The sequence below is a fragment of the Pseudomonas sivasensis genome (genome assembly GCF_013778505.1).
GTDB classification, from domain to species: domain Bacteria; phylum Pseudomonadota; class Gammaproteobacteria; order Pseudomonadales; family Pseudomonadaceae; genus Aquipseudomonas; species Aquipseudomonas sivasensis.
The window spans coordinates 93,818-114,958 of record NZ_JAAOWU010000005.1; the positions used below are offsets into that span (position 1 = coordinate 93,818).

A 21,141-nucleotide genomic window follows, 5' to 3' on the forward strand; every position below is an offset into this window, starting at 1 on the left:
AACCGGCCCGAGCCGTTCGCGCACGTGTGCACTATCGGGCTACCGCATCAGGCGTGGCGTTGGCGTTAGGTTAGGCGGGCATTCGCTTATCCAACGTAAAGGAATACCTTTCATGCCAATCGTCACGCCGATCCCGGCGGAAAACCTGCTGAAAACCGTGATAAAGGGGCAGTTTTCAACGCGCCCCGCCCTGCGGTCGGTAGTTGCAGAAATGCTGGCCCGCACCCTGAAAGAACACTACCCGCCCCTGTCCATCGCCCCTTCGGATCTGTACATGGCGCTCCCCCGTGAGGGGGGCGGCCGGGCACTGCGGCCGCTGCTGGATGTGGCGCTGCAATTCCTTGCCAACGGCCATTTTCCCGACCTTTCATTGAGTTACGGGTTGGACGCCTACCTGAGCGACGCCACCGGCAGCCGACTCACGTTTCAGGCCGATGGCGAGCGCAGCTACGACCTGAACGTCTTCGAAAACGCGATACGGGAACTGCCCTTGATCCTGTTTATCGGGGCCCAAGAGGCGCTGGCCGCGTATTGGGAACAGGACAGCGATACCGGCGTCAGTCGCTGGCAATGGTTGGCCGAAGTGCTGCGCGGCGCATTCAGGGCCAGCGCCGTCCGTCAATCGGGGGACGACACCCAGCAACTGCAGATACTGAGCACCCTGGCCGACTATCCCAGCCGAGAAACCAGGACCGAGCAGCCATGGCCTGCCAATGCGATCCACGCCTACACCCTGGAAACCCAGCTTGTACAAGGCAGCACATCACTGACGCAGCAGGCCAGCGATATTCTAGTGGTCAGCGGCACGCGCGTGCTGCTGTGTGGTTTGTCCGGCCGGATCGATTCCTACGCCAGCCTGGATGCATTCGGCGAGGCATGGGGCAAACGCATGCAGGCAGAGAGGATGGCCGACACCATCACTTGGCGCCTGTACGAGCCCGATGGCGATATTTTCGAAGTGCAGGCGGCGCTGGTATTGGATCGGCAACTGGAGAACCTGGCCAGTCTGCGCCTGCCTGCGGGCACCAGCGTCAAGGCGTTGGAACAGCAGTTTGCGGCAATCACCGACCTGGCGAGCCTGTTCACCGACTCCCCCGCCATCGCCAGCCATCCCGCGCCGGCGATCGAGGCGGCCCTGCCCGGCTGGCTGCAAAACGCCTCGGCGGCCGATCGTTTCGCGTTTTCTCAGTGCCTGCTCGAACAGGCCAGCCTTCGGCGTCTGAATCAAGGCAAACACTACCTCGATGATCTCGAGGATATTCGCAGCTATGCCGCCAGCCATCTGGATCACCAACTGTGCCTGGACCGCAACGCCACCGAACACGGCGAACGCAGCTGCAAGGAACTTGCCCAGGGCGCCTACCGGGCCGGCGCACTGCAACTGACCTTCGAAGTGCCGGTGGGCACCCTGCAAAGTGGCTACATCGACCGCGTGTCAATGAGCCTGGTCGACCTGGCGCTCAAGAACCTTTCAGGTAAACCTGCCGGCCGCATGACGGTGCGCCATGCGGATGGCCAGCCGGTCGACAGCAGCCTGACCCCGGAGTACCTGCTCGCGCTGGTGCAGCGCATCGATGTCGGGCGCAACTACCCGGCTTACCTTCACCAGTCACTGCTCGGCGAGGACGCCCAGGCGCAAGAGCGCAAGCGGCTGTTCCTTGTGCAGCGTCCCATCGACCTGAAAACCCAGGCCCTGGAATACAAGATCAAAGGCCAGGCCGGGCTTACGTCGCGAGGGCTGCGCTATGTCGAAGCAGTGCTGGGCACCCACAGTACCGAGCGCTGGGCGGGCATGGATGAAGTGGTCATGCGTGTGCTCGCCTTTCAACGCAAGCCCGGCGCCAAGGCGGATGGGGTGCAGAATATGTTCATCATCGAGCCGCGCAACGGGCAGCCAGGCCCGCGCTTGTTGTATCGCCCGGCATATCGGGATTCGCTGTTGGAATTCACCGACCGCGCCAGTCTGCTGGCCGCCATCGCCGAACCCGGCGAGCTGCAGGACAGCGTCCTGGCCTGGATGGAAGACCCTGCCAGAGCGGTGTACAGCAACGGCGGGTTCCGGGAACCCCATTACGTGCGTGTCAGCGGCATAGGTTCCGAGTTCGACCCCTTGCCGCCCATTCCACGCCCCGCGACGCTGGCCCCGCCGAGTGATGAAAGCAGCGATCAAATCCTCCAGGCGCTGGGCAACAACCAACTGATGGACTACCTGTACGAGTGCGAAGCGCGGCAACTGCAGGAGCAAGCCGACCGTGATTCGACCTCCAACGCCGAAAGCCGCTGGGCGCTGATTCTCGAAGGCGTGCAACTGGGCTTCAACACCTTGCTGATGCTGGTGCGTGGGCCCTTGGCGGCGGTGGGCTGGTTCATGCAGTTGGCCCTGAGCCTCAAGCAGGACGTACCAGCCCTGGAAAGCAAAGACCCGATTGCCCGTGAACTGGCGTGGGTCGACCTGCTGCTCAACACCAGCATGGTTCTGATTCACCTGGGGATACGCGACCACGTAGCACAGCCTCCTGCGCAAGCGGAGGTCCCACGGTTGCCATTGCAACACCCGCAGGGCCAGGCCATCTCAACCCCGGCCGTGGTGCGACGGGGCATCGTCGGCTTGCCTGCCGAACCGCCCGGCGGCGGCCGCACCCTGTTGGATATCGACCGCTCCCTGGCCAGCGACAGTGCCTCGGCGCGTTTGTTAAGGAAACTGCTGGAGGTCAATGTGCCCTGGCCTGAACACGCCCCGGACCCCGTCGCGCTCGGCCCTTATCGCGGGTTGTTCAAGATCGGCCAGCGCTGGCACGCCACGGTGGGCGGCCTGCTGTTTCGCGTCAACATTACCCCGGACGTGGACGACATATTCATCATTGACCCGAACAAACCCGACCACCCCGGCATCAAGCTGCGCACCGATGGCAAGGGCCACTGGACCCTAGACCGCGGGCTCAAGCTGGCGGGCGGTGGGCCCAAGCGCCTGGCAACGCTGCGCGAGGAGAATCGTCGCCAGGCGGTGCAATTGAAGGACCGCATGGACACGCTCAATGCGCAGATTTCCCCGGACATGGCCGAGTTCAGAGATTGGTTGACCCGCCTTAACAATAACCGCGACGCCCTGAACAAACATGCGATTACCTTAAAGAAGCTGTGGAACCTGCTGCAAAACGCCCTCGATGTGCTGAAACCCGCGATCGAAGCAAAGCATCAGGAGGCGATGGCCAACTATTCGAAGGCGCGCACCGACTATGAGGTGGTCCTGGATAAACTCGAGCAGAGTTACGCCAAGGTACTGCCAAAGCGCATCGAGCTGTACAAGGTAGGTCAGGACCTGCAGAAATACGCGGGTGCCGGCCCCCATGTGCAGGACCAGGCCATCACGCTCAAAACGCTTTGGGACGAGCAAATGCGCACGCATTTCCACCTGCAGAAATGGGCCGACACCTTTATGTTCACTGAGCGTGGCGAGCCCATGAGCCACCTGGCCAGCCGGATGCGCGAGGAACTGCGCGAAGGTCGTCCCTGGGCGTATAACGAACATGTGACCCGCTCGATTGAACTGGCGGACGTCGTTCAACGCATGGCGGCCCGCTCGCGCGAGATGGAAACCACCCTTGAGTTGCTGGAACAGGACTCCGTGGCCGGACGTGTGTTGCGCACGCAAGCGTTGTCCAAAATTACGACGTTCCAGCACTTTTTTGCGCAGAACCTGGAGATGCATGCGCTGATCCCGCTCTCGTGGGTGGTCGTGAAATTGTCGGCGCTGGAGGCGTCGCCGCTGGAGGCGCTGTACATCGACCATCTAAACAATTCGAGCCTGGGCCAGGCCTTGCTGTCACATACCGAAGTGCGCAGCAGCAGCGGTTATCCGCTGGATGAGCAACGATTGCTGTACGGCACAATCCTGGACAAGTACCGCAGCTACGAGCAGGCCATCGAGGCGCTCACGTTCATCAATCCGCAACGCTTACACCCCGTGGCCGAACGCCTGCTGGCCGGGCTGAGTCGGGCGCGGACGCTGGCTGAAAACGAGCTGGAAAGTGTGGTGCGCAGCCAGGAAGCACTGGAGGTCGAAGCATCCGCCGCCACGTTGCTCAGGCCGAAAGAGCCGGCCAAACGTATCTTCAAAACCCGTACGCGCACGTACTGGATCGGCGAGCTGAAACCTGTCGATGGTCTACACCCTCGCGAACGACTCACCATTACCAATAGCCTGACCGGTGAACCCCTGACCACCTTCGACGCGGATGATGCCGGCAGTTGGGTGGAAACGCCCCAGCAACCCATGGCCGCCCCCGAACCGGCGGCGCCGGCCTCTACCCTGGCAATGCTCAAAGACCAGGGCGAGAAAGTGCTGCGGCAACGCCCCGAGATCGAACGTCTGATCAGTGCCCAACAGAAGAAGCTGGAGTCCGCCCTCACCCGGCAAGACGTCAACCCGGCCGACTGGGATGAGTTGCTCACCGGACAGGCCGATAGACTCAACGCACTTGCGGATGAAATCGCACGGGATCACAGCGACCAGCCCAGGGCGCAGGACGCCATCGATCGCTACCGCGCCAACGCCAGGGACATGCAGCGCATGGCCACACGACTGTGCAGCGACGCCTACAAACGCCAGTGGCCAACCCTGGAAAGCCTCGATTACCTCTGGCGGCACAAGGAGATCGATATCAACCTGACCAGCCTGGCAGACCCGCAGCGGCCAACCCTCAGTGGGGATTTCTTCACCGAATACGCGGTGTACGACAAAGCGCAAAAGCCGCCCAGTGTGCTGTGGTATGCCCACTTTCACTACGCCACCGCCGACGCACCGCCTGAGCGCTACACGCGAGCCCACTTGAAACTGGCAAGCCAGCGCAAATACACGCAAAAGGATTTGCTCAAGGAACATGTCCAGTCGAAATTGCGCACTGAGCAGGCGGCTGGGGCCGACCCGGTGGAAAGAATCCTGTACGTATTGATCGCGCCGCCCCAGGACCAGCTCTTCCTGGCTATCGCGCCAACCATCAATTGACCCTCAACGTCCGGCGTCGCTGACGCCGGACGTTGTGTACCGCCTTGGGCTCAGTGGGCAAACAGCGAATTGCCCTTCTGACCCGCCAGCTTCTCGGGTTTGATCAGGAAGCGCGCCAGTGCCGGCAGCAGCCACAGTGCACCGAACATGTTCCACAGCAGCATGAAGGTGAGCATCAGGCCCATGTCGGCCTGGAACTTGATGGCCGAGAAGATCCAGGTGCACACGCCGATGGCCAGGCACAGGCCGGTAAACAGCACGGCTTTACCGGTGGATTTGAGCGTCTGGTAATAGGCTTCCTGCAACGGCAACCCGGCACGCAGGAAACTTTCCAGGCGGCTGTAGATGTAGATGCCGTAGTCCACGCCAATCCCCACGCCCAACGCCACCACCGGCAAGGTCGCGACCTTGACGCCGATGCCCATGAACGCCATCAGCGCATTGCCCAGTACCGAGGTGAGCACCAGTGGCAGCACGATGCACAGGGTCGCGGCCCACGAGCGGAAGGTGATCATGCACATGGTCGCCACGCACAGGTACACCAGGATCAGGATGGTCAGTTCCGACTCCTTGATGACCTCGTTGGTGGCAGCTTCGATCCCGGCGTTACCGGCGGCGAGGATGAACTCCAGGCCGTCCTTGTTGTTTTCCTTGGCGAAGTCCTGCACCGCATGCACGGCGCGGTCGAGGGTTTCGGCCTTGTGGTCGTTGAGGAACACCAGCACCGGCGCCAGTGAGCAGTTGTTGTTGTACAGGCCGTCGGCGCGGGCAATGGAGTTGTTCAGCACGTCCGGGTTACGCGACAGGGTTTCCCATTTCAGGTTGCCCTCGTTCATGCCTTTAATCATCTGCTTGGACACGGTCACCAGCGAGATCGCCGACTGCACGCCCTCGGTGTTCTGCATCTTCCACATCAACTGATCGATGGGCGCCATGGCTTCATACCGCGAGCAGCCTTCGGCCTTGGTCTTGACCATTACCACCAGCACGTCGGAGCTGGTGGAGTAATTGCTGATGATGAAGTTGTTGTCTTTGTTGTAGCGCGAGTCCGGGCGCAGCTCCGGTGCACCTTGGTCCAAGTCGCCGATCTTGAGGTTCTGGCTGTACCAGAGGCCGCCGCCAAAGGCGACCAGGGCTAGCAAGACCGACACTGGCGCGACTTTGGCGCTGGCGAATTTGGACAGCAGGCGCCAGAACGGATGCTCGCGGTTTGCGTCTTTCTTGCTCTTGGCGATGGCGCGCTTGCTGATGCCGACATAGGAAATCGCCACCGGCAGCAGGATCAAGTTGGTGAACACGATCACCGCCACGCCGATGGACGCGCCGATGGCCAACTCACGAATCACGCCGATGTCGATGATCAACAGCGTAATGAACCCGACCGCATCCGCCAGGATCGCGATCATCCCCGGCAGGAACAGTTGACGAAAGGTCCGCCGTGCAGCCGTCAACGCGTTGTCGGCCTCGCTGGATTGCAGGGCGATACCGTTGATCTTCTGCACGCCATGGGAAATACCGATGGCGAAAATCAGGAACGGCACCAGCATCGAATACGGGTCCAGCCCGAAGCCGAAGAAGTGCATCAACCCCAGTTGCCAGACCACCGCAACCAAGGTGGTGCTCAACACCGCGATGGTGCTGCGCAGGCAGTTGGTGAACCACAGCAGCAGAATCAGGGTGATGACGAATGCGATGCCGAAGAACAGCACCACCATTACCAGGCCGTCGATCAGGTCGCCGACCTTCTTGGCAAAGCCCACGATGTGGATCTTGACGTTGGGGTTCTGGGCTTCGAACTTGTCGCGGATCTTGTCTTCGAGTTCATGGGAGAACTTGCGATAGTCCAGGGCCAGCAACTTGCCCTGATCCTGCGGGTCCGGATAGGACTCCAGCAGCGGGATATCCACGATGCTCGACTTGAAATCGTTGGCGACCAAGCGCCCGACCTGGCCGGACTTGAGTACGTTATTGCGCAGTTGATCGAGGCTTTGCGCCGAGCCGTTGTAGCTTTGGGGGATCACCTCACCGCCGGCGAACCCCTCTTCGGTCACTTCGGTCCAGCGCACGCTAGGACTCCACAGCGACTTGAGGCCCGAGCGGTCGACGCCGGAGATGTAGAACACCTCGTCGTTGATCTGCCTCAGGGTCTCCATGTACTCCTTCGTGAAGATGTCACCGTCCTTGGCCTCCACCGAGATGCGCACGGTGTTGCCCAGGTTGGCCAAGTCGTTGCGGTGTTCCATCATCTTTTCGATGAAGGGGTGCTTGAGGGGGATCATCTTTTCAAAGCTGGTGGACGGGCGAATCAGCGTCGCCTGCCAGAACAGGAACACGCTCACCAGCAGGCAGATGACGATCACTGCCGGGCGATTGTTGAAAATCAGGCGCTCAAGAAAGGTCGCTTTATCGTTGTGATGACTGCTCATTCTGTCCCCGCCTTCTTATTGTTTTACGAGCTCAGCGCCAGTCGGCGTCGATACGCGAACGCCACCCTGCCCGGCCAGAATCAAGTTGCCATTGCCCGCCGCCGTCACCGACGACAGTGAAATACGGTCAGAGCGGTTGAACACGCTGAAGGTCTGACCATCGTCGTGGCTGACCACCACGCTGCCACCGTTGCCGACCACCACGATTGCGCCGTCATCCAGCAAGGTCGCGCCCGACAAACCAAACTCCAAGGCGCCACGGGTGGCGTTCAACTCAACCTGCTCCCAGGTGCTGCCGAAATCGGTGGAACGGTACAGATTGCCGCGCAGGCCGAAGGCCAGCAGGGTTTGCGGTTGCGCGGTGCTGATTACACCGAACAGCGAACCTTCATAAGGGCCTTCGAGTTTTTCCCAGGTCTGCCCGTCGTCACTGGAGCGGAACATGCTGCCCTGCTCGCCGACAATAAACAGGCCGGCATCCTTGATCTGGGCGATGGCGTTGAGGTGGAACTGGTCTTCGTTGTCGAGGCGGTCACTGACGTCGTTCCAGCTCTTGCCGCCATCGGTGGTTTCGATCAATGCACCGTAAGCGCCGACGGCCAGGCCGTGATTGGCGTCTTTGAACCACACATCGAGCAGCGGCGCTTCGCGCTTGAGGTCCTGGTATTGCTGGGCCCAGGTGGCGCCGCCGTCGGTGCTGGCGAGAATTTGCGCATCGTGGCCTACCGCCCAGCCATGTTTGTCGTCGACGAAAAACACTGCCGTGAGCAATTGGCGGGTGGGGACTTTGGCTTGGGTCCAGGTAGAGCCCTGGTCATCGGAATAGAGGATATGCCCGCGATCACCGACGGCTACCAGGCGCTTGCCGGCATGCACCACGTCGATCATCAGGCCTTTGGCGGCCTTGGGGGACTCAATCGCAAACGCTGGCGTTGCGGGGGTATCGCTGGCTGCCAGCACCGGTGTCGTCAACGCAGCACCGGCCAGCAACGAGAGCGCTGTGGCCAGCAACGCAACCCTGCGTGCGGCGCGTGGGCGGCAAACAACCCAACCCATGACAGGCTCACTCATAGACCTTTCTCCCATTTATTATTGTTAGGTCTTGCCTTCCCGGGCTCTGAAACCTGCAATCTAGAGCGCCTGAAGGAAGCAGGGGCCATCCTATCGGGCTTTGGAATCGTCTGACAATCGGCGCTACGTTATCTTTTGTTAACTGGCGGCTTTTGGCCACTTGGTGAATATAGCTGCATTCGCCAAGGTGATTACCGAGGCGTTAATGAATTTTTATTCCATCTATTGAAATATGGGAATTTTTATTCCATTAATGCACATCCTGAAAACAATAATCCAAAGGACCACGGCTATGCGTGAACTCGGAATCGGCTTGATCGGCACAGGCTTCATGGGCCGCGCCCACGCCTTGGCGTTCAACAATGCCCGGGCGGTGTTTGAACTGCCAGTCACCCTGAAGCTGGCCGCCCTGGCCGATGCCGACACCGAACGCGCCCAGCACTGCGCCTCGTCCTGGGGGTTCGATCACGCCCATGGCGACTGGCAGGCGCTGATCAACGACCCCAAGGTCGATATCGTGGCCATCACCACCCCCAACCACCTGCACTACCCCATGGCGATGGCCGCGATTGCCGCCGGCAAAGCGGTGTATTGCGAAAAACCCCTGGCCGTGAGCCTGGAACAGGCCGACGCCATGCGCCGCGCCGCCAGTGCCGCCGGGGTAGTAACCCGGGTGGGCTACAACTATCAACACAACCCGATGATCACCTTGGCGCGGCAATTGATCGCCAGTGGCGAGTTGGGTGACCTCATCAGCTTCCAGGGCGAGTTCAGCGAAGACTTTATGGCTGACCCAACATCACCCTGGTCCTGGCGCTGCGAAGTGGAACACGCCGGCGGCGCCCTGGCGGACTTGGGCAGCCACTTGCTGTCGATGGCGCGCTATCTGGTCGGGAATGTGGTCAGCGTCTGCGCCGATACCCAGACCGTCCACGTTCAACGCCCGGCTGTCAAAGGCAGCAACGAACTCAAACCTATCGCCGTGGATGACCAGGTACATGCCCTGCTGCGTTTCGCCAATGGCGCGCGCGGCACGGTGAGCAGCAGTTGGCTCAAACATGGCTACAAGAACCACTTGAGCTTCGAGATCAGCGGCACCAAAGGCACCTTGGCGTTCGATCAGGAGCGCTTGAATGAGCTTCGCCTGTGCCGTGTCGGCCAGGACGGCTTCCAACGCTTGCTGGCCGGCCCTTCCCTGCCCGGTTATGCGGCGTTCAGCCCGGCAGCGGGACACCAACTTGGCTACAACGAGTTAAAGACCCTGGAAGTGCAAGAATTGATCATGGCCGTCGCAGGCCAGGGGACCGATGGCACCGACTTTGAAGCCGCGTGGGAAGTGGAGCGGTTGGCGACGGCGATTCGCGTGGCTGCCCAGGAAGAACGTTGGGTCAACGTGAACTCGGTTTGAACATGTGGGAGGGGGCTTGCTCCCGATGGCGGTGTGTCAGACGAAGATGTTCCAACTGGGCCACCGCCATCGGGGGCAAGCCCCCTCCCACATTTAGATCACCTACACATTTAGATCGCCTACACACATTTAAATCAGCGCAAGGCTCGGCGCAGCACTTTACCCACGGTGGTTTTAGGCAACTCGGTGGTGCGAAACTCCACATACCTGGGCACCTTGTAGCCCGTCAGGTATTCCCGGCAATGGGCGAGGATCTGTTCCTGGGTCAGGTTCGGGTCCTTGCGCACCACGATGATCTTCACTTTCTCGCCCGTGACGCCGTCCTCCACGCCAATCGCGGCTACTTCGCCTACGCCGGGGTGCATCGCCACCACGTCTTCGATTTCATTCGGATACACGTTGAAGCCCGAGACCAGGATCATGTCCTTCTTGCGATCCACCAGGCGGATATAGCCGCGCTCGTCCATCACGCCAATATCGCCGGTGGACAACCAGCCCTGCGCATCCAGCACCTCGGCGGTTGCCTCGGGGCGTTTCCAGTAGCCCTGCATCACCTGCGGGCCACGCACTTGCAGTTCGCCCTGCTCGCCAATGTCGGCGAGTTCACCGTCCTCACGCATAAAGCGCACCCAGGTGGACGGCAACGGCACACCGATGCTGCCGGTGAATTCCATCTCGCGCATGCGCGCAATGTTGATCGGGCTGATGCTCACTACCGGCGAGCACTCGGTCAGGCCATAACCTTCGATGATCGGCAGCCCAGTGACTTCCTTCCAGCGCTTGGCCACCGCCGTATGGGTGGCCATGCCGCCGGCGATCACCATGCGCAGGTCGGAAAAGTCCCGCGCGCAGAACTCCTTGTTTTCCAGCAAGCCGTTAAACAGTGTGTTGACCCCGGCAATGCCGTTGAAGCGCTCCTTGCGCAGGATCATCTGCACCCGCTTCACGTCCCGAGGGTTCGCGATGAGGATGTTGCGCCCGCCCAGGCACATGAACATCAGGCAGTTCACCGTCAGGGAAAAGATGTGGTACAGCGGCAGCAACGTGACGTTGGTTTCCTGCTTGTGTTGGTCCAGTTGGTCGCCGACCCACGCCTTGGCCTGCAATAGGTTGGCGATGATATTACGGTGGCTGAGCATCACGCCTTTGGCGTCGCCAGTGGTGCCGCCGGTGTATTGCAGGAAGGCCAGGTCATCCAGGGCCATGCTCACCGGAAAGTGGTTGAGGGCCCGCCCCTGTTTCAACACCCGATTGAAACGTACCGCCCCCGGCAGCTTGAACGCGGGTACCTGCTTCTGCACGCTGCGCAGGATGAAGTTCATTGCCGCGCCCTTGAAGGTGCCGAGCAAGTCGCCGATGGCCGCGATTACCACGCGCTTGACGCTGCTGCCAGCCACAACCTTCTCCAGGGTGTGGGCGAAGTTTTCGAAGATCACCACCGTCTCGGCGCCGCTGTCCTTGAGCAAGTGTTTGAGTTCGTGGGCGGTGTACAGCGGGTTGACGTTGACCACCACCGCGCCAGCCAGGATGGTGCCGAGCAGGCAGATCGGGTACTGCAAGCAATTGGGCATCATCAGCGCCACACGGTCGCCCGGCTGTACGCCCTGGCCCTGGAGCCAGGCGGCAAACGCAATGCCTTGGACCTGCCAGTCGGCGTAGGTCATTTCGGTGCCGATGCTGACGTAAGCCACGCGCTCACGGAATTTTTCCAGGTGCTCCAGGAATACTTCCCGCAGCGATGGGTATTCCTCAATCGCGGCATCAATGTCTGCCGGGACGCCGGGCAGATAAGCGTTCAACCACACGCGTTCGGTGTGTTCCTGGCTGATAGCGTTCATGGCAGTCTCCTTATTGTTATTTTGGGTAGCGCTACTTTTCGACAATGGCGGTAATGCCCAGCCCGCCCGCTGCACAGATCGAGATCAACCCGCGCCCGCCGCCGCGCTCGTGGATGGCCTTGGCCAACGCCGCCAATTGCCGGCCACCGGTGGCGGCAAACGGATGACCACAGCCGAGGGAACCGCCGTTGACGTTCATTTTGGCGCGGTCGATGACGCCCAGCGGCGCGTCGAGTCCCAGGCGTTCGCGGCAATAGTCGGCGTCTTCCCAGGCCTTGAGGGTGCACAACACCTGAGCGGCAAAGGCTTCGTGGATTTCGAAAAAATCGAAGTCGGCAAAGCTCAGGCCTTCGCGCTTGAGCATGCGCGGCACGGCATAGGCCGGGGCCATCAGCAGACCTTCGGTGCCGTCGACAAAACTCACCGCGGCGGTTTCGCCGGTGCGTAGGTAAGCCAGCACCGGCCAGCCGTTGGCGGCCGCCCACTCTTCGCTGGCCAGCAGCACCACCGAGGCGCCATCGGTCAGGGGCGTGGAGTTGCCCGCTGTGAGCGTGCCGTTCTGGCGGTCGTAGGCTGGGGATAGACCGGCGAGTTTTTCCAGGCTGGCGTCGGCCCGCAGATTGTTGTCACGGGTCAGGCCGCGGTGGGGGCTGATCAGGTCCTCGAAGAAACCGCGTTTGTACGCGGCATCCAGGCGTTGGTGGCTAGTGAGGGTCAGCTCATCTTGGGCCAGGCGCTTGATCTGCCAGCGCTTGGCCATTTCTTCGCAGTGCTCGCCCATGGACAAACCGGTGCGCGGCTCGCCGTTGCGTGGCAGCAGCGGTTTGAAGAACATCGACGGCCGCGCCTTCAACAGAGCCTTGAGCTTGTCGCCCAAGCCCTTGGCGCGGTTGGCTGCGAGCAAGGTATGGCGCAAGGATTCGTTGATGCCGATGGGGGCGTCGGAGGTGGTATCGGCGCCACCGGCAATGCCTACTTCGATCTGGCCCAGGGCGATTTTATTCGCCACCAGCAATGCCGCTTCCAGGCCCGTGCCGCAGGCTTGTTGCAGATCGTAGGCCGGGGTCTCGGGGGACAAGGTGGTTGATAGCAGGGACTCACGTGCGAGGTTGAAATCCCGCGAATGCTTGATCACCGCGCCGGCGGCAAACTCGCCCAGGCGCTGGCCATGCAGGTTGTAACGGTCGACCAAGCCTTGCAGCGCCGCTACCAGCAAATCCTGGTTGCTGTCGTGGGCATACACCGTGTTGGAACGGGCAAAAGGGATACGGTTGCCGCCGATAATCGCCACGCGGCGGGTCGGGGCCGGATTGAAGCTGTAGTCACTCATGTATGGCTCTCATTCCAGACAAATAGCCCGCGCATATGGGGTTTGTCGCCGGCGAAATTGCGCACTTCGAATTCGCGACGCGGGCCGGTCACAGGGTGTTGCCACAGGGCAACTTGGCCGGGCAAAAAGATCGGCAACTTGAAGTCGCAATGGGCTTCGGCCTGATCCAATCCACCGGGCGGTTGCTGGGCGGCCAAGGCGCGGCCAAGCGTCCACATGCCGTGGGCGATGGCGCGGCGGAAACCGAAGAGTTTTGCGCCGATCACCGAGGTGTGGATTGGGTTGAAATCCCCCGAAACCTTGGCGAAGCGCCGGCCCAGGTCGGCGGGTAAAACCCAGCGCTGGGTGCGCAGCAGGCCGTGTTCCTGCAATGGCAACGCGTCGCCCCAGGGCTCGCCGATCGGGTCTTTTACGTCGCGGCGCAGGTAGAGGCTGTCGCTTTCCCACGCCAGGGTGCCGGCGCTGTAAGCGCGTGTGGCGATGCTCAGCGCCTGGCCCTTGGGGTGGGCGACCCAGCGCTCGGCATACACCTCCAGGCGCAAGGCCTGACCTTCGTGCAGGCGCTGGTGCTGACGAATGCGATTGGCCAAGTGCACCATGCCGCTGGCCGGGTACGGGAAGCTTGGCCGGGTCAACAGCATCAAGTGCAGCGGGAACGCCAGCACATGGGGATAGGACAGCGGCACACCCTGCTCGCGCCGGAACCCGCAGGCACGGCCATAGGCGGCGATGCCGGCGGCGGATAACCCCACCGCCGAGCGCACCAGCCGCTCCTTGGGCAGTACCGGCGCGCCGTCGAACTTGGGCTTACGCAGGGCGCGCACGCCATCCAGCAACAACTGGGTGCGCGAGGGCGGCGGGTCGATAATCTGGGTCACGTAGTCCATGGCTCAGGCTCCCAGCAGACTTTGGCCGCACACACGAACGACTTGGCCATTGACGCCACCCGACGCGGGATGCGCCAACCAGGCGATGGTCTCGGCCACATCGATGGGCTGCCCGCCCTGGCTCATAGAGTTCATGCGCCGCCCTGCTTCGCGAATCATCAGGGGGATCTTTGCTGTCATCTGGGTCTCGATAAACCCCGGCGCTACGGCATTCACCGTCACCTGCTGCGTGGCGGCGCGTGTCGCGAGGCCTTGCACCAGACCGATCACGCCAGCCTTGGAGGTGGCGTAGTTGCTTTGGCCGAGGTTGCCGGCAATACCGGAAATCGATGACACACACACAATGCGCCCACCGGGATTAAGCCCCTGGTTTTCCATCAATGCGGTGCTCAGGTGCAACGGTGCTTCGAGGTTGACCGCCAGCACATCGCGCCAGGCCGCTTCGGGCATTTTTGCGATGGTCTTGTCGCGGGTGATGCCGGCGTTGTGCACCACCACATCGAACGCGCCGTATTGGCTGACGTGGGCCAGCAACGACGAGGCTGCGTCCGGCGCGGTGATGTCCAGGGGCAACGCTGAACCATCGACGCTGGCGGCGGCCTGTTCCAACGATTGCTGGGCCTGGGGCACGTCCACACACACCACGTGCGCCCCTTCACGCGCCAAGACTTGGGCGATGGCCAAACCGATGCCACGGGAAGCGCCAGTGACCAGCGCACGTCGGCCAGCGAAAGGCTTGTCCCAGTTGACACTAGGGTTGCCATCCACCGGTTTTTCCAATCGCACCACTTGCCCCGACACATAGGCCGAACGCCGCGACAGGAAGAAACGCAGGCTGCTGTCCAACCCGTCTTCGGCGCCTGGCGCAACATAAAGCAACTGGACGGTGATCGCCCGACGCAGCTCCTTGGCCAGCGAACGCACCAGCCCTTCTAGGGCGCGTTGGGCGACGGCGTGGGGCAAGTCCGCGCAATGCTCAGGTGCAGTGCCGAGCACCACGACCCGTGCGTGTTGGCCCAGGCGCTTGGCGTTGGCGTGGAAGAATACGTACAGCTCATCCAACTGTTTAAGGTCGACCACCGCGCTGGCGTCATACACCGCGCCCTGCGCCTTGACCGTAGACGGCGCCTTGAGCGTTGCCGGGGTAGCCGCGACCGTGTCGGTGGCGCTGAAGACCTGGTGCACCTGGGAGGCCAAGCGCCCTGCCCCGGCGACAATCACCGGATTAGCCAGGCCCGGCTGACCGCTGCGATGGCGTTGCAACGGCACGGGCTGGGGCAAGCCCACTGCCTGGGCCAGGCGACGGCCCCAGGGGGAATTGACGAACGATAGGTAGCTGTCACTCATATCAGCATTCACTCACAACACATTCTGACCTTGTAAACCCGGTCCATGTGGGAGGGGCATGCCCCCGATAGCGGTGGTTCAGCCAATGAGTCGGTGACTGATGGATTGCTATCGGGTGCAAGCGCCCTCCCACACTGGCCGCGTTTGTCCTAGTTGACCGAGGCGTTTTCGCTTTGGCTGCTGCGCCGCTTGGTGGCCGGTTCCAACGCCTGCTTGCGCTGCTGCAAGGCCTCCAGCAAACCAAAGTCCTGCGGGAAGTCATCCACCTGGATACCGTGATCGGCGTATTCCACATAGCGCGCGAGCAAGGCGTCTTCGTCGTCGCTGATCAAGTCCAGCGCCCTGGCCTTGACGCGCCAGGTGGTGAAAGCCGTGCCGGAAATAGGCATCGGTTCGAGCACGCCTTGCTTGATGGCAGGCTTGAGCCGGGCGTCGATCAGCTCCACTTGTGGCAGCAGACGGAAGCCCAACTCGCCATACGCCAACTTGTCGATTTCCGGACGTGGAATGTAGGAATTGGCCAACAACCGGTCACGGGTCTCGCACGGTGTCTGCACCACATCGGCCACCTGGGCCAGTAGGCGATCCGACGGTTTGCGCAGCGGAATGCCGAACGGGAACGTCAGGCCGCGCACCACGGCGGCGGCGGCTTTGGAGGGGTAGTTTTCCAGCACTTCGGCAAGGGCTTCATGAGCACGCACTAGCGCATCCTGAGCCGACCAGTGCACCAGCGGCAGGTCTGACTGAGGCCGGCCGTCATCCTCGAAACGCTTGAGCACGCAGGACAAAATGTACAGCTGCGACAGAATATCCCCCAGACGCCCGGTGATACTTTCCTTGCGCTTGAGGGCACCGCCCAGCACACCCATGGAAATGTCCGAGATCAGCGCCAGCACCACCGACAGACGATTGGCCTGGCGGTAGTAGGACGCCAGCGCGGGGTCGGTCTTGGCAGGTGCGGAAATCAGACGGCCGCCAGTCAGCGAATGCACCGCCGCACGTACGGTGTTGGCTAGCACGAAACTCACGTGGCCGAACATCGCGCTGTCAAAGTCTTCCAGCGCCTTACGCCGGTCCGGGTTGCGCGCCGCTTCCATCTCACGGAACACATAGGGATGGCAACGGATCAGGCCCTGGCCAAAGATGATGAGGCAGCGCGTCATGATATTCGCGCCTTCCACCGTGATGGCGATGGGGCTTTGCTGATACGCACGGGCCAGGAAGTTATTCGGGCCCATGCAAATGCCCTTGCCGGCGACGATGTCCATGCCGTCGTTGACGATGATTCGCGCACGCTCGGTGACGTGGTACTTCGCAATGGCGGAGATCACCGAAGGTTTCTCGCCGGCATCCAGGGACGCTACCGATACCTTGCGCACCGCATCGCAGGCATACAAATGCCCGGCCATGCGCGCCAGAGGTGCCTGCACCCCTTCGAACTTGCCGATGGGCAGGCCGAACTGCTTGCGCATCGCGGCATAAGCCGTAGTGCCACGCACCGCAACCTTGGCCAGGCCGACGTTGGCCGACGGCAACGAAATGGCACGGCCCGCTGCTAGGCACTCCATCAGCATGCGCCAGCCATTACCGACTTGCTCACGGCCGCCGATCACCCATTCCAACGGGATGAAGACGTCCTTGCCGGTGGTTGGGCCGTTCTGGAATACGGCGTTAAGTGGCCAATGGCGGCGACCGCTGTTTACGCCGGGGTGGGACGTGGGGATCAGTGCGCAGGTGATGCCGAGCGAACCTTTCGGGCCCAGCAAGCCGTCCGGGTCTTCAGCGCGAAACGCCAGGCCCAGCACGGTGGCGATGGGGCCGAGGGTGATATAGCGCTTGTCCCAGGTCACTTTGAAACCCAGCACTTCTTCGCCCTCGTGCATGCCCTTACAGACAATACCCAAGTCTGGAATGGCCCCGGCATCCGAGCCCGCATACGGGCTGGTCAGGGCAAAGCACGGGATGTCTTCACCCCGAGCCAGGCGCGGCAGGTAGTAATTACGTTGGGCGTCGGTGCCGTAGTGCAGCAACAGCTCGGCCGGGCCGAGGGAGTTGGGCACCATCACCGAAATCGCCGCCGCCGAGCAGCGCGTCGACAGCTTCATCACCACTTGCGAATGGGCATAGTGGGAGAAGCCTTTGCCGCCGTACTGCTTGGGAATGATCATGCCGAGGAAACCGGCATCCTTGGTGTACTGCCAGCCTTCGGGGGACATGTCCTGCCAGACCTGGGTGGTTTCCCAGTCGTTGGCGATGTCGCACAAGGTTTCCACTTCATTGTCGAGGAAGGCTTGCTCCTCGGCGCTGAGGCTGGCCGGCGCGGCTTGCAACAGGCGCTGCCAATCGGGTTTGCCGCTGAACAACTCGGCGTCCCACCACACGGTACCGGACTCGATAGCCGCACGCTCGGTGTCGGACATTGCCGGCATGATCGTGCGAAAGAGGCCGAGGGCCTTGCTGGTGAGCAAGGTGCGACGCAGGGGTTTGATCGTCATCAGCAACGCGGGCGCTATCACCAGCAGCGCCGCGACGCTGGCCCCAAAACCTGCCACCACGTTGAACACGTAACCCAGTGCCAACCAGATCAAGCCGGCCCCTAACCACAGGGTCGAGGCAGCTTGTCGATACGCCAGGGCAATCGCGGCTGCGAAACCCACCAATAACCAGATAACCATGGGGATACCTCTACTCGATTCAGGGCGTGGTTTACGTGCGCAAGGTCGAATTGACCTGCGGCGTAAAGCCACACTACAAACTTGGAAAGCTAATTTCAAATTTTGTTTTGAAATTTTTATTTAATGCTTAAGCGAAAAAAATAGCGACTGAACCTGTCAGCCGAATCAACGCGAATTGGACGAAATCGGAACGGGTCGCGTGGGCGACCCCTTCGTTGCATTACCGGTGAAAAACCTGCAGAAAGATGCGCTGACTGCGGGCTTCGCACCGGCACGGCGTAACACAGGATCAGAAGTTGTAAGTGACCCCCAGGCTCACGACATCGCCATAGGCTTCGGCCTTGCCGTCCAGGGTTGCCCCCCCGAGACGATCCTGGTTCTGGGTTTTCAACTTGGCTTTTTCCACGAACTGGTGGGAGTAGGAGCCGTCGATGCCCAGGCCTGGAATCGCTCTGATTTTGTAACCGAAGCCCAGCGAGGTGAAGATCCGGTCGCCATCCGGGATACGCGGGTCGCGGGTGGAGTTACGGGTAGGTGTCTGGTCCGTCGCAACACCGGCGCGCAACGTGAAATCATCGGTGAGCTTATAGTCGCCGCCGAGAGAGACCATCCAGGCGTCCTTGTAGTTGTAAGGGATGGCAACGATGGTCGACCCCTCAGACTTCAGGGTCAGGTTTTTGAATGACGACCATTGGGTCCACAAGACACTGGCACCGAGGGTAAAACGATCATTGAACTGGTGAACCCAATCAATCGCTGCGCTGGCAGGAACGTCCAATTGGGTGGAGGCTTTACCGTTCATTTGAAGGTTGAGACCTGGATACAAAATGCCCGGCAACCCAGCATCGATCAGGCCCTGGGAGCCTTCGTCAGCGTAGATGTTGTATTTGCCTTCAAGCTTGTTCTTGATCTTGGCGTGGTAGTTCAAACCCAGAGTGTCTTGTGGGGTTGGCTTCCAGGCCAGGCCGGCAAACCAGCCCACCGAGGTATTGTCGACTTTGACTCGCATGAGCGAGTAGCCAATGCCCGCCGGGAATGGGATCGAATTCGGAGCAAGTGCAGCGGCGGCATAGAGGTCAACGTTCTGGCTGACGAAGCCTTTGGTGTGCTGAACAATCGCGCCACCGCCGATGGAAAACTCATCGTTGACCTTGAACGAAAGCGACCCCGTCAACCCGACGGTTTCGATGCGCGTGTCAACCGCAAAATCCCGGCCCTTCCAGTCATTGTCCCAGGTGGTACGTGCGCCCATGGGCACCACTTGGCTGAGACCGAAAGCGAAACGGTCACCGATCGGCATGACCATGAATCCGGTCGGCACCCAGGCGGTAAAACCGCCCTGCCCTCCATCACCATCGCGGGGCACGGAATTGAACTCAAAGGTATCGGGGTTAACAGTCGTGGTGGAGGTCGGATTGCCTGCGTAGTCTTTGGCGGTACCTTTGTAGTGAATATTGATACGCGCGTAGTCAACGTTGAACTGCGAGATATTGTGATCAATGAACGCCATCGCCGCCGGGTTGTTGTAAGCCGATGACGGATCATCCTTAAACATCGAACCACCACCGAACGCGCGGCCCCAGCCTTCCGCCCCGAACGTCGGAGTAGAGAACCCACCGGCTTGCGCACTGCCGGCTATAACCATCAGGCCGCCGATAACGGCCAGGTTTATTAACGTGCGTGCGTGTGCTTTCTTATTATTCATGCCCGACTCCTTATAGTTGTTAAGCACCGATAACGGTTTTTCCGAACCCGGTTTACTTCAACAAGTGCCTCTTGCCAGGCACTTGCTCACTGCAATTCATGACCGTCCCATCCAGCACCCAGGCCATTTACGGAGAAACAGTAAACGCCGGACTGGGTGAAGCAGTGAGACCTGTGATCGTGCAAGCCCCCACGGTTTGAGGGCTTGTGATGCTCAGGGTGTTAGTAGAGTTTTTCCAGATAACACTGATGTTCACTGGAGAACTGCTACAGTCCGATGCAACCTTTAACTTCAACGCACCAAGCGTTCCGGGGAACACGTCGGGACCGCTACCTGTCAGCTTCAAACGCCACACAAAATTACTCGCGACAGGAATTGAGCATATGGGGTTTGAACCGCTGAACACGGCACTGGTAATCGCTGCAACTGATCCATCAGATGCAACCGAACCGGCCATCGCGAAGTTGCAAGTCACTGGTACATTAAGACTAAGGGGAGACTTTATAGTAATAGTGCCCGCTGTGGTAAATGCGCTACCGGCAGGGGCAATAGTGGCCGCACTGGCGGTCGATATGGCCCCACCGCAAAGAGCAAAGAGTGTTACACAACCGAACGTTTTCAAGCTTTTCATTGTTATTCCTCACAGGGTCTGGCGAGTCACTTCGCCTATGCGTAGCGCCACTGATCAGATGAAATGCTAAAGCCCAATAGACTGCGTGCGGCTGTTCTCTTAATACTCATGCGCCACTCCTTATTGTTGTATTCCACCCTTGCAAACTTTTTCAAACAAGTGCCTCTTACGAGGCACTTGCCAGTTTCAACGTGTGATCATCACGTCAAGTACTCAGGGTACTTATGGGCTAACGGTGAACGCTGGACTTGGAACAGCGGTAAGGGCGGTAATTGTGCAAGAGCCCACGGTTTGAGGCGTAGAAATACCCAGCGTGTTGGTGGAGTTCTTCCAGTTGACCGCGATGGTCACCGGCGTAGCGCTGCAGTCAGAGGCGATTTTGAATTTCACACCCGAAACAGTGCCGGTGAACGCGTCAGGCCCAGTACCAGCGACCGTCAGCGGCCATGGCAGGTTGCTCAACACCGGAACGCCGCACAGCGGGTTGGAACCGCTGACCGTGGCGCCGGTAATCGAAGCTCCAGCACCACCACTCGCCACGGTACCGGTGAAGATAATGTTGCAAGTGACCGGAATATTCAGGGACGCCGGCGACTTAACGGTGATAGAGCCCGAGGTGGTAAAAGCGGCACCAGCAGGTGCAATGGTCGCGGCGTTTGCCATCGAAACGGCACCAAAGCACAGAGCAAAAGAAGTTGCACAAACGAGGGTTTTCAAACTTTTCATTGTTTTTCCTCACATGTAATGGCGAGTCATTCGCCAGGGGGTAATGGCCATGAACGAGAGGTCACGGTGAAACTGCAGAACTTCCCTTTCCA

The 21,141-nt window shown here is 60.7% G+C and carries 12 protein-coding genes; 2 read left to right on the forward strand and 10 right to left on the reverse strand.

Annotation, left to right across the window (positions count from 1 at the left end; translation table 11 throughout):
• The first annotated feature begins 112 nt into the window (after positions 1–112).
• Positions 113–5,005, forward strand: coding sequence for a dermonecrotic toxin domain-containing protein (locus G9Q84_RS11320; RefSeq protein WP_181643323.1), 4,893 nt, complete (start codon positions 113–115; stop codon positions 5,003–5,005).
• 50 nt (positions 5,006–5,055) lie between these two features.
• Here G9Q84_RS11320 and G9Q84_RS11325 read toward each other — a convergent pair whose 3' ends face one another.
• The gene (locus G9Q84_RS11325) at positions 5,056–7,431 is read right to left on the reverse strand and encodes an efflux RND transporter permease subunit (protein ID WP_032886494.1); all 2,376 of its coding nucleotides are present in this window, start codon (positions 7,429–7,431) and stop codon (positions 5,056–5,058) included.
• Positions 7,432–7,446: 15 nt separating this feature from the next.
• Positions 7,447–8,487 (reverse strand): WD40/YVTN/BNR-like repeat-containing protein, encoded by a 1,041-nt coding sequence (locus G9Q84_RS11330; RefSeq protein WP_242461431.1) that lies wholly within the window; start codon positions 8,485–8,487, stop codon positions 7,447–7,449.
• 307 nt (positions 8,488–8,794) lie between these two features.
• Between G9Q84_RS11330 and G9Q84_RS11335 the strand changes: the two genes are divergently transcribed.
• A complete protein-coding gene (locus tag G9Q84_RS11335) occupies positions 8,795–9,910 on the forward strand; it encodes a Gfo/Idh/MocA family protein (protein WP_181643325.1) in 1,116 nt (371 codons plus the stop codon).
• A 134-nt stretch (positions 9,911–10,044) separates the two neighbouring features.
• Here G9Q84_RS11335 and G9Q84_RS11340 read toward each other — a convergent pair whose 3' ends face one another.
• From G9Q84_RS11340 to praB (G9Q84_RS11370), 8 genes are all read right to left on the reverse strand, one after another.
• A complete protein-coding gene (locus tag G9Q84_RS11340) occupies positions 10,045–11,748 on the reverse strand; it encodes an AMP-binding protein (RefSeq protein ID WP_099602292.1) in 1,704 nt (567 codons plus the stop codon).
• A 31-nt stretch (positions 11,749–11,779) separates the two neighbouring features.
• Positions 11,780–13,078: an acetyl-CoA C-acetyltransferase gene (locus tag G9Q84_RS11345; RefSeq protein ID WP_181643326.1), complete on the reverse strand. Its 1,299-nt coding sequence runs from the start codon at positions 13,076–13,078 to the stop codon at positions 11,780–11,782.
• Entirely contained in the window at positions 13,075–13,965 is an 891-nt protein-coding gene (locus G9Q84_RS11350; protein WP_032886501.1) for a MaoC/PaaZ C-terminal domain-containing protein, read from the reverse strand. Before G9Q84_RS11350 ends, G9Q84_RS11345 begins: the two co-directional genes overlap by 4 nt.
• 3 nt (positions 13,966–13,968) lie before the next feature.
• The gene (locus G9Q84_RS11355; protein ID WP_095184571.1) at positions 13,969–15,312 is read right to left on the reverse strand and encodes a 3-oxoacyl-ACP reductase; all 1,344 of its coding nucleotides are present in this window, start codon (positions 15,310–15,312) and stop codon (positions 13,969–13,971) included.
• Between the two features lie 149 nt (positions 15,313–15,461).
• Positions 15,462–17,987 carry an acyl-CoA dehydrogenase gene (locus G9Q84_RS11360; protein WP_181643327.1) on the reverse strand — a complete coding sequence of 842 codons (2,526 nt, stop codon included), beginning with the start codon at positions 17,985–17,987 and terminating at the stop codon, positions 15,462–15,464.
• A gap of 289 nt (positions 17,988–18,276) precedes the next feature.
• Positions 18,277–19,692 carry an outer membrane protein transport protein gene (locus G9Q84_RS11365; protein ID WP_181643328.1) on the reverse strand — a complete coding sequence of 472 codons (1,416 nt, stop codon included), beginning with the start codon at positions 19,690–19,692 and terminating at the stop codon, positions 18,277–18,279.
• Positions 19,693–19,819: 127 nt separating this feature from the next.
• The gene (gene praB / locus G9Q84_RS29605; RefSeq protein WP_277419709.1) at positions 19,820–20,323 is read right to left on the reverse strand and encodes an alkane oxidation protein activator PraB; all 504 of its coding nucleotides are present in this window, start codon (positions 20,321–20,323) and stop codon (positions 19,820–19,822) included.
• 222 nt (positions 20,324–20,545) lie between these two features.
• Positions 20,546–21,049: an alkane oxidation protein activator PraB gene (gene praB, locus G9Q84_RS11370; protein ID WP_081797686.1), complete on the reverse strand. Its 504-nt coding sequence runs from the start codon at positions 21,047–21,049 to the stop codon at positions 20,546–20,548.
• Between the last annotated feature and the right edge of the window lie 92 nt (positions 21,050–21,141).